This window comes from Salarchaeum sp. JOR-1 (assembly GCF_007833275.1).
Taxonomy (GTDB): Archaea; Halobacteriota; Halobacteria; order Halobacteriales; family Halobacteriaceae; genus Salarchaeum.
The window spans coordinates 425,216-439,363 of the sequence record NZ_CP042241.1 but is presented as its reverse complement, the minus strand read 5'-3'; the positions used below and the strand labels follow the sequence as shown (position 1 = coordinate 439,363).

Here is a 14,148-nt window from a genome sequence, read left to right as displayed (position 1 = left end):
CTCGTATTTGAACACTCGCCCGAGCGTTGATACCGGAAGCCGCGACCAACTGGACGTGATGTACGTACTCGGTCGCTCCGACGAGACCGCCGACCCAGTCCTCCCGTTCGGCCGATTCCGTGCGCCCGACGGCAGCCACGGTTCCCCTGTCGGCGTGGACGCGAACGGCCCGCACGCCGCGCTCGTCGTCGGGAAACGAGGGAGCGGGAAGACGTACACGCTCGGCGTACTCGCCGAAGCGCTCGCCCGCACCGACGGCGTCACCGCTGTCGTCCTCGACCCGATGCGGGCGTTCGACACGCTCCCCGACGCCGTCCCCGCGACCGTCGTTCGTCCGCGGGTTCCTGCGAGTGCGCTTCCGCCGCGCACGTGGTGCGACGTGCTCTCCCTCCCGCCGCACACGCCGCCCGGCGCGCTCCTCTGGCAGGCCGCCGCCGAGAACGAGACGCTCGACGCGATGGCCGACTCCCTCGCGACCCGCGACACGCCCGCCGGGCGCGCCGCCCGGAACGCCATCGCGCTCGCCGACTCCTGGGAGGTCTTCGACGCGGAGGGATCGGACGTTCTCGACCCCGACCGCGTGACCGTTCTCGCCTGCGCCGGTCTCCCCCGGCCCGCGCTCGCCGCCGTCACCCGCGCCGTCACCGACACCGTTTACGATGCCGCCATCGCGGGCGATACCGACGCCCTTCCCTGGGTTCTCGTAGACGAGGCTCACGCCGTCACCGACACCGCCGCCTGGCCCGGCCTCCGGCGACTCCTCACCCGCGGCCGCAAACCCGGCGTCAGCACCGTCCTCGCAACCCAGCGTCCCGGCGCGCTCCCCCCGGCCGCCGTCTCCCAGGCCGACCTCCTCGTCGCCCACCGCCTCACTGCCCGCGACGACATCGACGCCCTCGAAACCGCCAGCCCAACCTACTTCCAGTCCGCACTCGCCGACGCGCTCCCCCGAGCGCCCGGCGACGCGCTCGTCGTCGACGACACCGGCGAAACCGCCCACGACATCACCGTCCGCGAGCGCGCCGCCCCGCACGGCGGCCGAAGCCGCACCGTCACCTGACCGTCACGCCTATCTGCCCGAACCGCGAATCCACGGGCAATGTCGCTCGCCCTCACGGACACCCTCGCGTGGGTCGTCGTCGCGGCCTTCGCCCTCAGCGCGCTTCTCGGTGCGCGCGACGACGAGCACCCCGCCCGCGTCGCTGCAGCCGCCGCGTGGGCCGTGTTCGCCGTCTTCTGGGCGCTCCTCATCGACCACTTCCTCTTCTCTCAGAACAGCTACATCGAAGGCCTCCTCGCCGCCCTCGCCGTCCCCCTCAGCCTCTACGCCGCCTACCTCGTCCTCACCGACCGCCCCCGACTCGTCCGGCTCTCCCGTGCCATCGCCGTGATGGGCCTCCTCTACCTCCCCTTCCAAACCATCCCCGCACTCACCGAAGCCGCTATCACCATCACTGCAGAGAGCACGTACTTCCTCATCACCCTCGTCGGCTACTCTCCCCAGTTCGTCACCGACCCCTATCCCAGCGCCGTCGTCTTCGTCCACGACGGCGTCCCCATCACGACCAACATCCTCCTCGCCTGCAGCGGCATCGGCAGCATCGCCATCGTCAGCGGCCTCATCGCCGCCACTACCGCCCCGATCCGCCGCCGCCTCACCGCCATTTCCCTCGTCGTCCCTCTCATTTACCTCCTCAACGTCGTCCGCGTCAGCTTCATCGCCATCGCCTTCGGCAACCAGTGGTTCCAGTGGACTCGCCCCCTCGTCACCGCCCTCTACGCTCCACTCCGCAGCGAACCCCGCATCTCCTACCTCTTCGCCGACAAAATCCTCGCCCAGAGCCTCTCCGTCGCCGCCCTCGTCCTCATCACCCTCGGCCTCCTCCGCATCATCCCCGAACTCGCCGCCCTCCTCGACGACGCCCTCTACGTCGCCACCAAAACCGACTACGACCTCGAAAACCGCCTCACCCGATAACCCCCGAAAACTCGAACGCCGACGCCCAATTAATCGACGGATGATCGATATCCGCCTCGAACCGTAACTCCATTTTCTGCGTCGTCGCGTCCGCTATCGGAATCCAATAGAACGTCTCCGTCTCGGGGTACCGGACGAAGAACGCGTCTATCTCCTCCTCGTACGTCGTCTCGTGGTACTCGCCGTCCCGCGTCGTCTGCGAGTGCGTGTTGAATCGAATCGTTCGCGGCTTGTTCTTCCACGCCGTCTTGCACTGCACGCGGTACAGCGTCCCCCCGTCGTCAACCACCAGGTCGTACTTGTCGTTGTCCCCGAACGGTATCGACACCCGATACCCATGGCTGACGAGTTCGTGCAACGCCGCCACCTCCGTCTCGTCGCCGACCGACTTGCTGTTCTGCACAGCCGTCAAACGCACCCCGGAAGAATAATCGTTCGGACAGTACAGTCGATACGAGGTTTGTGTCGAAAGGAAAGCGCCCGAGGCGGGATTTGAACCCGCGTCACAACCGTGACAGGGTTGTATGATGGGCCACTACACCACCCGGGCTCCCTGCACTCTTTCGTAGCCGGGTGTTACTGATAAGGGTTTCCAATCGGGAGCGGCGTGTGAGGGCGTCTCGTCCGGTATCAGGGCTCACGGCGTGTTGTTTTAACAAGGGTTAAGTGGGCTTCGCGTGTACGTGCCTGTAGTATCTCGTGAGAGCCACTTCTCCCCCCAGGCAGGTGTTCCCATGGTAGATGACGTAACTAACCACGAACTCGTACCCGAGCACGAGCTTCTCGAGGAGGACGCGGTCGAAGATCTCCTCGAGGAGTACGATATCGAACGTACCGACCTCCCGAAGATCAAGCGGAAAGACCCGGCGCTCCCGGACGAGGCGAGCGTCGGCGATGTCGTGAAGATCACGCGGGATTCCCGAACGACCGACACCGCGATTGTGTACCGACTGGTGATCGATTGATGGAACTCGACAACAAGCGCACACTCTCGAAGGCGTATTTTTCGAAGGAACGACTCGCAGAACATCACTACCGCTCGTTCAACGCCTTCCTGAAGCGCGGGATGCAGGAGGTTGTTGACGAGAAGGAGACCATCGACACGGACATCGGCGACAAGGAAGAGGAGGAGCCGGTGTGGGTGGAACTCGGCGACGTTCGAATCCTGACACCGCGTGTGCGTGAGGCGGACGGATCCGAGGAGCTCCTGTATCCGCAGGAGGCGCGGTTGCGGAACATCACGTACTCGGCGCCCGTGTTCATGGAGATGTCCATCAAGCGCGGCGGCGAGGAGGAGCCCGAGGAGCTTCTGGACACGACGGAGACGAAGGTGGGTCGGATGCCCATCATGGTCGGTTCGGATAAGTGCAACATCTCGGACTTCAGCGAGGAGGAACTCATCGACATCGGCGAGGATCCCGCCGACCCCGGTGGATACTTCATCGTGAACGGCAGCGAGCGCGTGCTGATGACGAGCGAGGATCTCGCGCCGAACAAGATTCTCGCGGAGTACGATTCGAAGTACGGCGACGAGATTCAGGTCGCGAAGACGTTCAGTCAGCGACGCGGGTATCGAGCGCTCGTGCTGTGTGAACGCAACCGCTCCGGTCTTCTCGAAGTCTCCTTCCCCTCCGTCTCCGGTTCTATCGATTTCGTCACGCTCGTTCGCGCGCTCGGCCTCGAATCCGACGAGGAGATCGTTCACCGCGTCAGCGACGACCCCGAGATCGTGAAGTTCATGCTCGAAAACCTGGAGGAGGCCGACGTTCAGACCCAGGAGGAAGCCATCGAGACGCTCGGGAAACGCGTCGCGTCCGGTCAGGGCAAGAACTACCAGCTGAAGCGCGCGAACTACGTCATCGACCGCTACCTGCTCCCGCACCTCCACGAGGAGGGCGTCGAGGAGGAGGAGACGCGGATGAACAAGGCGTTCTACCTCTGCCGGATGGCGGAGGCGTGCTTCGAACTCGCGCTCGACCGCCGCGAGTCCGACGACAAAGACCACTACGCGAACAAGCGCTTGAAGGTCAGCGGCGACCTGATGCGCGACCTGTTCCGCACCGCGCTGAACAAGCTGTCGCGGGACGTGAAGTACCAGCTCGAACGCGCGAACATGCGGAACCGTCAGCTCACCGTGAACACGGTCGTTCGCTCCGACGTGCTCACGGAACGCCTCGAACACCCCATCGCGACGGGGAACTGGGTTGGTGGCCGTTCGGGCGTGAGCCAGCTCGTGGATCGCACCGACCACATGGGCGTGCTCAGCCACCTGCGGCGCCTCCGCAGTCCGCTCTCGCGCTCGCAGCCGCACTTCGAGGCGCGCGACCTGCACGCGACCCAGTGGGGTCGCATCTGTCCCTCCGAAACGCCGGAGGGGCCGAACTGTGGGTTGGTGAAGAACTTCGCGCAGGCGATGGAGCTCTCACAGAACGTCGACGACGAACAGGACTTGAAACGGGAACTCTCCTCGATGGGGGTCGAGGGCGTGCCCGGTCTCACCACCGAACCCACCTCCGCAGACGACTAACATGAGTCAGTCACAGGAAGCCAAAGTCTACGTGAACGGCAGCCTCGTCGGGACGCACGACGACCCGCACGAGCTCGCCGAGAGCATCCGGGAAGCGCGACGCCGGGGCGACATCAGCGACATGGTGAACGTCTCGGTGAAAGAACGCACGGGCGAAGTCATCGTGAACGCGGACGCGGGCCGCGCGCGCCGCCCGCTCCTCGTCGTCGAGGACGGTGAGCCGCTCGTTACCGAGTCCGACATCGACGCCCTCGAGAACGGCGAGGTCGAGTTCGAGACGCTCGTCGACGAGGGGAAGGTCGAGTTCATCGACGCCGAGGAGGAAGAGGACATTCTCGTCGCCGTCGAGGAGGACGACCTCACCGACGACCACACGCACCTCGAAATCGACCCGCAGCTCATCTTCGGTATCGGCGCGGGGATGATTCCGTACCCCGAGCACAACGCCAGCCCGCGGATTACGATGGGTGCGGGGATGATGAAGCAGAGTCTGGGCCTGCCGGCGGCGAACTATCGGATCCGCCCGGACACCCGCCAGCACCTGATGCACTACCCGCAGAAGGCGATGGTGAACACCCAGACGACGAAGCAGATCGGGTACGACGACCGGCCCGCCGGCCAGAACTTCACGGTCGCCGTCATGAGCTACGAGGGGTTCAACATCGAGGACGCGCTCGTCATGAACAAGGGCTCCGTGGAGCGCGCGCTCGCCCGCTCGCACTTCTTCCGCACGTACGAGGGCGAGGAGCGGCGCTACCCCGGCGGCCAGGAGGACCGCTTCGAGATCCCGGACGACGACGTTCGCGGCGCGCGCGGCGAGGACGCGTACAAGCACCTCGACGAGGACGGCCTCGTCAACCCCGAGACGCGCGTGGACGAGAACAGCGTCCTGCTCGGGAAGACCAGTCCGCCGCGATTCCTCGAGGAACCGGACGAGATGGGTGGACTGAGCCCGCAGAAGCGCCGCGAGACCTCGGTGACGATGCGCTCGGGCGAGGACGGCGTCGTCGACACGGTGACGTTGATGGAGGGCGAGGACGGCTCGAAGCTCGCGAAGGTGAGCGTTCGGGACGAACGCATCCCCGAACTCGGGGACAAGTTCGCGAGCCGGCACGGACAGAAGGGCGTCGTCGGCCACCTCGCGCCTCAGGAGGACATGCCGTTCACGCAGGAGGGCGTCGTGCCCGACCTCGTGTTGAACCCGCACGCGCTCCCGTCCCGGATGACGGTCGGCCACGTGCTGGAGATGCTCGGCGGGAAGTCCGGCGCGCTCGAAGGCCGGACGGTCGACGGCACCGCGTTCACGGGCGAGGACGAGGAGGAACTCCGATCCTCGCTCCAGGAGCGCGGATTCAAGTCGAGCGGGAAGGAAGTGCTCTACTCGGGCGTCTCCGGCGAGAAGATCGAGGCCGAGATCTTCGTCGGGAACATCTTCTACCACAAGCTCTACCACATGGTGTCGAACAAGATGCACGCCCGGTCGAAGGGGCCGGTGCAGGTCTTGACCCGGCAGCCGACCGAGGGACGCGCCCGCGAGGGCGGTCTCCGACTCGGGGAGATGGAGCGCGACACCGTCATCGCCCACGGCGCGGCGATGGTGCTCAAGGAACGCCTCCTCGAATCCTCCGACCAGGAGTACGTGGACATCTGTGGGAACTGCGGGATGACCGCGGTGGAGAACAGAGAACAGCGCCGCGTCTACTGTCCGAACTGCGGCGAGGAGACGGACGTGCACAGCATCGAGATGAGTTACGCGTTCAAACTCCTCCTCGACGAGATGAAGGCGCTCGGCATCGCGCCGCGACTCGAACTGGAGGACGCAGTCTAACATGAGTGCAGGACAATCACCCAAGGAGATAGGCGAAATCAGCTTCGGGCTGATGGACCCCGAGGAGTACCGGGATATGAGTGCGACGAAGGTCATCACGGCCGACACCTATGACGACGACGGCTTCCCCATCGACATGGGGCTGATGGATCCCCGTCTCGGTGTCATCGACCCCGGCCTGGAGTGCAAGACCTGCGGCGGCCGCTCGGGTTCGTGTAACGGCCACTTCGGCCACATCGAACTCGCTGCGCCCGTCATCCACGTCGGGTTCTCGAAGCTCATCCGCCGCCTCCTCCGCGGGACCTGTCGCGAGTGCAGTCACCTCCTGCTCACGGAGGACGAACAGGAGCAGTTCCTCGACGACGTCGAGCGCACTCGAAGCCTCCGCGAGGACGTCTCCGACGTCACGAAGGACGCCATCCGGGAGGCCCGGAAGAAGTCGCACTGCCCGCACTGTGGGGAAGTCCAGTACGACGTCAAGCACGAGAAACCGACGACGTACTACGAGGTTCAGCAAGTGCTGGCTTCCGATTACCCCGAGCGCATCGCGTCCGCGATGCAGCCCGACGAGGAGGACGAAGACGCGGACGCCATCAGTCCCCAGGAGCTCGCGGACGAGTCCGGCGTCGACCTCTCCCGAATCAACGACATTCTTAGCGGGGAGTTCCGCCCGCGCCGCGAGGACCGCGAAGCATTGGAGAAGGCGCTCGGCACCGACCTCACGACCGAGGACATGAACAAGCTCATGCCGAGCGACATCCGGGACTGGTTCGAGGACATCCCGAACGAGGATCTCGAAGTGCTCGGCGTCGACGCCGAGCACAGCCGTCCCGAGTGGATGATTCTCACCGTCCTCCCCGTGCCGCCCGTCACGGCGCGCCCCTCGATCACGCTGGACAACGGCCAGCGCAGCGAGGACGACCTGACGCACAAGCTCGTGGACATCATCCGCATCAACCAGCGGTTCATGGAGAACCGGGAAGCGGGCGCTCCCCAGCTCATCATCGAGGACCTCTGGGAACTCCTCCAGTACCACGTCACGACGTTCATGGACAACGAGATCTCGGGGACGCCGCCCGCCCGCCACCGCTCCGGCCGCCCGCTCAAGACGCTCAGTCAGCGTCTCAAGGGCAAGGAGGGGCGGTTCCGCGGGAGCCTGTCCGGGAAGCGCGTGAACTTCAGCGCGCGTACCGTCATCAGCCCCGACCCGACCCTCAGCCTGAACGAGGTCGGTGTTCCCGACCAGGTCGCGACGGAGATGACGCAGACGATGGTCGTGAACGACCAGAACATCGAACGCGCCCGCCGCTACGTCCGGAACGGCCCCGAGACGCACCCGGGCGCGAACTACGTGAAGCGGCCGGACGGCCGCCGCGTCCGCGTCACCGAGAAGGTGTGCGAGGAACTCGCGGAGCGCGTCGAGCAGGGCTGGGAGGTTCAGCGCCACCTCATCGACGGCGACATCATCATCTTCAACCGCCAGCCGTCGCTCCACCGGATGTCCATTATGGCGCACGAAGTCGTCGTGATGCCGTACAAGACGTTCCGCCTCAACACGGTCGTCTGCCCGCCGTACAACGCCGACTTCGACGGCGACGAGATGAACATGCACGCCCTCCAGAACGAGGAGGCCCGCGCGGAAGCCCGCGTCCTCATGCGCGTGCAGGAGCAGATTCTCAGCCCGCGGTTCGGCGAGAACATCATCGGCGCGATTCAGGACCACATCAGCGGGATGTACCTCCTGACGAACGACAACCCGTCGTTCAACGAGACGCAGGCGCTCGACCTCCTGCGGGAGACCCGAATCACCGAACTCCCCGATTCCGCCGGCGAGGAGGCGGACGGCACGCCCTACTGGACTGGCCGCCAGCTGTTCAGCGAACTCCTCCCCGACGACCTCAACCTCGAATTCACCGGTACCACCGGCGACCAGGTCGTCATCGAGGACGGCCAGCTCGTCGAGGGAACTATCGCCGAGGACGAGGTCGGCGAGTTCGGGAGCGAGATCGTCGACACCATCACCAAGGTGTACGGGAACACGCGCGCTCGCATCTTCGTCAACGAGATCGCGGCGCTCGCGATGCGCGCCATCATGCACTTCGGGTTCAGTATCGGCATCGACGACGAGACGATTAGCTCGGAGGCCCGGGATCGTATCGACGAGTCCGTCGAGAACGCGTACGACCGCGTGCAGGAACTCATCGAGACCTACGAGAACGGCGACCTCGAAAGCCTGCCCGGCCGAACCGTCGACGAGACGCTGGAGATGAAGATCATGCAGACGCTCTCGAAGGCCCGTGACTCCGCTGGCGACATCGCGGAGGACGACTTCGCCGACGACAATCCCGCCGTCGTCATGGCCGAATCCGGCGCGCGTGGTGGCATGCTGAACCTCACGCAGATGGCCGGCATGGTCGGCCAGCAGGCGGTTCGCGGCGAACGCATCAACCGCGGGTACGAGAACCGCACGCTCAGCCACTACCCCGAGAACGAGCTCTCCGCGGAAGCCCACGGGTTCGTGGAGAACTCGTACGCGGACGGCCTGACGCCGACCGAGTTCTTCTTCCACGCGATGGGCGGACGGGAGGGCCTCGTCGACACGGCAGTCCGGACGTCGAAGTCCGGCTACCTCCAGCGCCGCCTCATCAACGCCCTCTCCGAACTCGAAACCCAGTACGACGGCACGGTTCGGGACACCTCGGACACCATCGTCCAGTTCGAGTTCGGCGAGGACGGCACCAGTCCCGTCCGCGTGTCCTCCAGCGAGGACACCGACATCGACGTGGAGAACGTCGCAGACCGCATCCTCGAAACCGAGTTCGAGACCGACGAAGACCTCGAAGAGTTCCTCGGCGAGAAGGAACCGCCGACGAACCTCTCCGAACACGGCGAGTCCTGGCTCGCGGAGGGTGACGACTAATGACCGAAATCACCGACGACATCGAAGCCGCCGTGGAAGACCGCAGCCTCCCGCGACGGCTCAAAGAAGAGGTCTACGACGCCATCGAATCCCGCGACGGCGTCACGACCAAGCAGGCAGAACAGATCGCGAAGGCCGTCGAGTCCCAGTACATGGACACGCGCGTCGACCCCCTTGACCCCGTCGGGACGGTGAGCGCGCAGTCCATCGGGGAGCCGGGAACGCAGATGACGATGAACACCTTCCACTACGCGGGCGTCGCGGAGATGGACGTGACGCAGGGCCTCCCGCGGCTTATCGAGCTCGTGGACGCCCGGAAGAACCCGGACACGCCCGTGATGACCGTCCACCTGGACGAGGAACACCGGGACGACCGCGAGAAGGCGCACGAGGTCGTGTGGAATATCGAGTCCACGCGAATCCTCTCGCTCGGCGACATCTCGACGAACGTCGCCGACATGATCGTCAGCATCGACCTGAACGAGGACACGCTTCAGGAGCGCTGGCCGACCATGGACTCGACGAACGAGATCGCGGGCGACATCGCGGACATCATCGAGGACTCCCTCGGCGTGAAAGTCACCCAGCAGGGCACTGTCCTCGAGTTCGGCCCCGAGGAGCCGAGCTACCGCGACCTCCTCCAGCTCGTCGAACAGCTCCGCGACGTGGTGTTCAAGGGAATCGAGGACGTCACGCGCGTCGTCGTCCGGAAGGAGGACACGGAGGAGGGCGAGGAGTTCGTCCTGTACACGGAGGGGTCGGCGCTCAAGAAGGTGCTGCGCATCGACGGCGTCGACGAAACTCGAACCTCGTGTAACAACATCCACGAGATCCACAAGACCCTCGGTATCGAGGCCGCGCGCGAAGCCATCATCAACGAGACGATGGACACGCTCGAAGAACAGGGCCTCGGCGACGTGAACATCCGCCACTTGATGCTCGTCGCGGACATCATGACGAACGACGGCACTATCCAGTCCATCGGCCGCCACGGCATCAGCGGGAACAAGGATTCCGTGCTCGCCCGCGCGGCGTTCGAGGTCACGGTCAACCACCTCCTCGACGCCGCCATCTACGGCGAGGCGGACGACCTCGACGGCGTCATCGAGAACGTCATCGTCGGGAAGCCGGTCAAACTCGGCACCGGCGACGTCGACCTCCGGATGGGGTCTAAGTCGGACTGATGACCGTCACGCTCTCCGACGACGCCCGCCAGTGCATCGTCGTGTTCGAGGAGGTCACGGACGCTACCGCTGTCGACTGCCTCGTCGACGACGAGCACGACCGCGTCGTCTTCGTCGTGAAAGCGGGCGAAATCGGGAGCGCGATCGGCCCCGGCGGGCGGAACGTCGAACGCGTCGAGGACGAACTCGGTCGGGACGTCAAACTCGTGGAGGACGCCCCGACGCCCGAGGGCTTCGTCGCGAACGCTCTCAGCCCGGCCGCCGTCTACAACGTCACCATCAGCGAGAACCGCGACACGGTCGCGTACGCCGAAGTCGCGCACGAAGACCGCGGCGTCGCCATCGGCGAAGCCGGTCACAACATCGAGCTCGCGAAGACGCTCGCGAAGCGACACTACGACATCGACGACATCCAGCTGACCTGACGCCCGTCGACTGTCAGCGTGTGTTCACGCGTACCACGAGCGTGAACGCGAAAGGCCGAATTTAAGTATTTGCCTCCGTAATCATCCCCTATGGCTAACGGCAAGTATGCCGCCCGTAAGCTGAAGAAAGACCGCCAGAGTCAGCGGTGGTCTGATTCGGATTACGCGCGGCGAGAGCGCGGACTCAAGTCCAAGTCCGACCCGCTCGAGGGCGCGCCGCAGGGTCGCGGCATCGTCCTGGAGAAGGTTGGTATCGAAGCGAAGCAGCCGAACTCCGCGATCCGGAAGTGTGTTCGGGTGCAGCTCATCAAGAACGGGAAGCAGGTCACCGCGTTCTGTCCCGGTGACGGCGCTATCTCGTTCATCGACGAGCACGACGAAGTCACTATCGCCGGTATCGGCGGTGCGAAGGGCCGTGCGATGGGCGACCTCTCCGGCGTGAACTACAAGGTCGAGAAGGTGAACGGTGTCTCGCTGATCGAGCTCGTTCGCGGGAACGCGGAGAAGCCGGTACGATGAGCAGCGACGCACCCGAGCCCGAGACGCCGGCCGGTAGCGAGGAGGCGGAGGCGAACGCCGCGCTCTTCGGCAAGTGGGAGGTCACGGACATCCAGTACCGCGACCCGAGCACGCGGCGCTACATCACGGTCACGCCCATCGCGCACACGATGGGGCGTCACGCGAACAAGCAGTTCAAGAAGAGCGAAATCTCCATCGTGGAGCGCCTCACGAACCGCCTGATGCAGACCGAGGACAACACGGGCAAGAAGCAGAAGGCGCTCCAGATCGTGCGCGAGGCGTTCGACACGATTCACGAGCGCACGGAGGAGAACCCCGTGCAGGTGCTCGTGCGCGCGGTCGAGAACGCCGCGCCCCGGGAGGAGACGGTTCGCCTGAAGTACGGCGGTATCTCGGTTCCGAAGGCGGTCGACGTCGCGCCGCAGCGTCGCGTCGATCAGGCCCTGAAGTTCCTCGCGGACGGCATGCACTCCGCGTCCTTCAAGACCTCGACGAGCGCGGCGGACGCGCTCGCGGAGCAGCTCCTCGGCGCGGCTGATTACGACGTACAGACGTACGCCGTCAGTCAGAAGGAAGAGAAGGAACGCGTCGCCGCGGCGGCACGCTAACACGGGTTTTCTCCGTTTCTCTCGCCCGATAGCAACAGGTTTGTTACAAAAATCCGTTTCAGCGAACTGTTTTCCCGCTCTCTCGTGACTCGCCCGTATGGGTGTCGTCCGCCGCTACTACCTCCATCGGGCCACGCTCTCCGTCGGATTCATCACGCCCGTCTTCACGCTGTTCCTCCTGCGCACGCTCTCGTTTCCACAGGTGGGTGCGTTGAGCGCGCTGTCGGCGACGCTGGTCGTCGCGTTCGAAGTCCCGACCGGGTACGCCGCGGATCGCGTCGGGGAGCGCGCGAGCCTCGCGCTCGGCCTCGCGTGCAGCGTCTGCTCGCTTGCGGGGTTCGTCGTCGCGACGACGTTTCCCGCGTTCGTCGTTCTCTACGTGCTTTGGGCGCTCGGTCTCGCCTTCCAGTCCGGGAGCGGTGACGCGTGGCTGTACGAGGTGCTCGACAGCCGCGGGGAAGCGGGATTGTTCACTCGCGTCCGGGGACGCGGCGGTGCCGTCACCCGCTATGTGTCCGTGCTCGGGATGGTCGCGGGCGGCGCGCTCTACGGGGTTGACCCGGCCTATCCGTTCGTTCTCGCGCTCACGTTGAACGCGCTCGGCGTTTTCGTGCTTGCGACGCTCCCCGCGGCGCCGGCGGCCGGGAACACCATCACAGTCTCCGAGGCGCTCTCCGTTGTTCGTGGGGAGTTCTCCCGTCCGCCGCTCCGGGCGTTCCTCGTCGTCGTCGCCGCGTTCCTCGCGATAACGGGCGTCGCGAACACGTACGTCCAGCCGACCGTCGTGGACGCGCTCGGTGCGACGGGATTCGCCGACCCGGGGGCGGTGGCGCTCGCGGGAGTTCCGCTCGCACCCGGACTCGCGCTCGGACTGCTGTACGCAGCGTTCACGGTCGCATCGGCGGTTACCGGCCAGCACGCAGGACGTGTCCGGGACGTTGCTGGTCCGTGGGGTGCAGTCGTCGGGGTCGGCGTACTCGCCGCAGTTCTCCTCGTCGTTCCCGTCGTCGTCGCACGGGTCGCACTTCCCGCGTTCGTCGTGATGCGGGCGGGTCGCGCGGTCGTCCGGCCGGTCGCGAACGGATACATCAACGACCACGTCCCCTCGGCGGGCCGAGCGACATCGCTGTCCGCCGCGTCGATGGCGTACAGCGTCGTTCGGTCGCCACTCGCGCTCGCGGCCGGCGTGTTCGCCGGCGCTGTCGGGCCGACAGTCACTGTCGCCGCGCTCGGCACGCTCTTCCTCGTGGTCGGCGCGGCAGTGGTCTCGCGGCGTTAATCGGACGCGGGGCCGCTCGTGCTGGGCTGGCTGTCGGCGTACGCGCGGACGAGGTCGACGAGTTCGCGGCGGTACGTGGACTGGTCGGGGTCGTCCGCGAAGGACGCGAAGCGTTCGCGGAACTCGTCGACGCTCACGTGCGGGGTGTCCTGGTCGGCGGCGTGCGCGAGGTCGTAGAGCCGGCTGGTCGGGCTGATGGCGTCGTGGCGTTCGAGGAGCGCGAGCGCGAAGGCGGCGTTCACGGCGGTCATTCCGGGGTCGGCGCCGGCGGTGATCCGGTGGCCGTCCCGGTTGGGTGCGGGGTGGTCGCTGACGGCGGCGGCGAGTTCGGACTCGAGGAACGCCGCGAGCTTGTCGGTCGGCCCGACGGTGAGCGTGATGTCGTCGGCGTAGATGTCTTTCGCGTGGTTCGCGAGCTGGTAGCACTGCGTGAGCACGCGACGCTCGACCTGGCGGCCGGGGAGCGCGAGGAAGAGCACTTCGTCCATCGAGAGCGTGTGCGAGGGGTGTCCTTCCTCGTGGCGGCGCATATGTGCGTACTCGTGGAGCGCGAGTTGGCGCGCCATCGCGGACGTGGCGGCTTTTCGGGAGATGTTGAGGACGTGGTGGTCGTCGTGGTGGCCCGCCCACGTGCGCTCGTCCGGGTTCTCGCGCACGTGGACGTGCACGGGCTTCGTGAGGTCGTGGTCTATCTCGAAGACGTCGCGGGCGCCGAGAAAGGGTGCGGTCGGCCCCGCACCTTGCACGAGAACATCCATGTAAGACGTTAGCACGGCGTGCTCGAATAAGGCTCTTGCGCCGCCCGCGGGTTCTGCTGTGATACCCGATACCGTACGGAGACGCCTTTCTCGCGGAGAAACACTACCCTTTTGAACCCGCT

13 protein-coding genes and 1 tRNA gene are annotated in these 14,148 nt (G+C 65.7%); 11 read left to right on the top strand and 3 right to left on the bottom strand.

All coding sequences use genetic code 11. The annotated features are described in order from the left end of the window. Window positions 1–58 precede the first annotated feature (58 nt). Both FQU85_RS03265 and artA read left to right on the top strand, forming a co-directional pair. On the top strand, window positions 59–1,060 hold the full coding sequence (locus FQU85_RS03265) for an ATP-binding protein (RefSeq protein WP_206022065.1): 1,002 nt from the start codon (window positions 59–61) through the stop codon (window positions 1,058–1,060). Between the two features lie 39 nt (window positions 1,061–1,099). Next, window positions 1,100–1,978, top strand: a complete 879-nt coding sequence (gene artA, locus FQU85_RS03260) for an archaeosortase A (protein WP_145844238.1) — start codon at window positions 1,100–1,102, stop codon at window positions 1,976–1,978. On the opposite strand, the gene FQU85_RS03255 is transcribed toward artA, so the two are convergent. Then, complete coding sequence (locus tag FQU85_RS03255; protein WP_145844236.1) at window positions 1,968–2,381, bottom strand: group I intron-associated PD-(D/E)XK endonuclease; 414 nt, start codon at window positions 2,379–2,381, stop codon at window positions 1,968–1,970. The genes artA and FQU85_RS03255 overlap by 11 nt on opposite strands. A gap of 74 nt (window positions 2,382–2,455) precedes the next feature. After that, window positions 2,456–2,528 (bottom strand) — tRNA-Asp (locus FQU85_RS03250). Between the two features lie 184 nt (window positions 2,529–2,712). Here FQU85_RS03250 and FQU85_RS03245 point away from each other — a divergent pair. From FQU85_RS03245 to FQU85_RS03205, 9 genes are all read left to right on the top strand, one after another. After that, complete coding sequence (locus FQU85_RS03245) at window positions 2,713–2,943, top strand: DNA-directed RNA polymerase subunit H (protein ID WP_145844233.1); 231 nt, start codon at window positions 2,713–2,715, stop codon at window positions 2,941–2,943. Next, window positions 2,943–4,505: a DNA-directed RNA polymerase subunit B'' gene (locus FQU85_RS03240; protein WP_145844231.1), complete on the top strand. Its 1,563-nt coding sequence runs from the start codon at window positions 2,943–2,945 to the stop codon at window positions 4,503–4,505. Before FQU85_RS03245 ends, FQU85_RS03240 begins: the two co-directional genes overlap by 1 nt. Window position 4,506: 1 nt before the next feature. After that, window positions 4,507–6,333, top strand: coding sequence for a DNA-directed RNA polymerase subunit B (gene rpoB / locus FQU85_RS03235; RefSeq protein ID WP_145844228.1), 1,827 nt, complete (start codon window positions 4,507–4,509; stop codon window positions 6,331–6,333). A gap of 1 nt (window position 6,334) precedes the next feature. Continuing rightward, a complete protein-coding gene (locus FQU85_RS03230) occupies window positions 6,335–9,253 on the top strand; it encodes a DNA-directed RNA polymerase subunit A' (RefSeq protein ID WP_145844226.1) in 2,919 nt (972 codons plus the stop codon). After that, window positions 9,253–10,437: a DNA-directed RNA polymerase subunit A'' gene (rpoA2, locus tag FQU85_RS03225; protein WP_145844223.1), complete on the top strand. Its 1,185-nt coding sequence runs from the start codon at window positions 9,253–9,255 to the stop codon at window positions 10,435–10,437. The genes FQU85_RS03230 and rpoA2 overlap by 1 nt, the downstream gene beginning before the upstream one ends. Then, window positions 10,437–10,862, top strand: a complete 426-nt coding sequence (locus FQU85_RS03220; RefSeq protein ID WP_145844221.1) for a NusA-like transcription termination signal-binding factor — start codon at window positions 10,437–10,439, stop codon at window positions 10,860–10,862. Before rpoA2 ends, FQU85_RS03220 begins: the two co-directional genes overlap by 1 nt. A gap of 90 nt (window positions 10,863–10,952) precedes the next feature. Further along, window positions 10,953–11,381: a 30S ribosomal protein S12 gene (locus tag FQU85_RS03215; protein ID WP_145844219.1), complete on the top strand. Its 429-nt coding sequence runs from the start codon at window positions 10,953–10,955 to the stop codon at window positions 11,379–11,381. Then, entirely contained in the window at window positions 11,378–11,989 is a 612-nt protein-coding gene (locus FQU85_RS03210; RefSeq protein WP_145844216.1) for a 30S ribosomal protein S7, read from the top strand. Before FQU85_RS03215 ends, FQU85_RS03210 begins: the two co-directional genes overlap by 4 nt. Before the next feature lie 97 nt (window positions 11,990–12,086). Then, window positions 12,087–13,268, top strand: coding sequence for an MFS transporter (locus tag FQU85_RS03205; RefSeq protein ID WP_145844214.1), 1,182 nt, complete (start codon window positions 12,087–12,089; stop codon window positions 13,266–13,268). On the opposite strand, the gene FQU85_RS03200 is transcribed toward FQU85_RS03205, so the two are convergent. Next, window positions 13,265–14,026 (bottom strand): DUF5781 family protein, encoded by a 762-nt coding sequence (locus tag FQU85_RS03200; RefSeq protein ID WP_145844212.1) that lies wholly within the window; start codon window positions 14,024–14,026, stop codon window positions 13,265–13,267. The two genes, FQU85_RS03205 and FQU85_RS03200, sit on opposite strands and share 4 nt — an antisense overlap. Window positions 14,027–14,148: the final 122 nt, after the last annotated feature.

Coding starts and splice junctions, on each gene's coding strand:
- FQU85_RS03265 (WP_206022065.1), top strand. CDS start 59: ATGTACGTACTCGGTCGCTCCGACGAGACCGCCGACCCAGTCCTCCCG.
- artA (WP_145844238.1), top strand. CDS start 1,100: ATGTCGCTCGCCCTCACGGACACCCTCGCGTGGGTCGTCGTCGCGGCC.
- FQU85_RS03245 (WP_145844233.1), top strand. CDS start 2,713: ATGGTAGATGACGTAACTAACCACGAACTCGTACCCGAGCACGAGCTT.
- FQU85_RS03240 (WP_145844231.1), top strand. CDS start 2,943: ATGGAACTCGACAACAAGCGCACACTCTCGAAGGCGTATTTTTCGAAG.
- rpoB (WP_145844228.1), top strand. CDS start 4,507: ATGAGTCAGTCACAGGAAGCCAAAGTCTACGTGAACGGCAGCCTCGTC.
- FQU85_RS03230 (WP_145844226.1), top strand. CDS start 6,335: ATGAGTGCAGGACAATCACCCAAGGAGATAGGCGAAATCAGCTTCGGG.
- rpoA2 (WP_145844223.1), top strand. CDS start 9,253: ATGACCGAAATCACCGACGACATCGAAGCCGCCGTGGAAGACCGCAGC.
- FQU85_RS03220 (WP_145844221.1), top strand. CDS start 10,437: ATGACCGTCACGCTCTCCGACGACGCCCGCCAGTGCATCGTCGTGTTC.
- FQU85_RS03215 (WP_145844219.1), top strand. CDS start 10,953: ATGGCTAACGGCAAGTATGCCGCCCGTAAGCTGAAGAAAGACCGCCAG.
- FQU85_RS03210 (WP_145844216.1), top strand. CDS start 11,378: ATGAGCAGCGACGCACCCGAGCCCGAGACGCCGGCCGGTAGCGAGGAG.
- FQU85_RS03205 (WP_145844214.1), top strand. CDS start 12,087: ATGGGTGTCGTCCGCCGCTACTACCTCCATCGGGCCACGCTCTCCGTC.
- FQU85_RS03200 (WP_145844212.1), bottom strand. CDS start 14,026: ATGGATGTTCTCGTGCAAGGTGCGGGGCCGACCGCACCCTTTCTCGGC.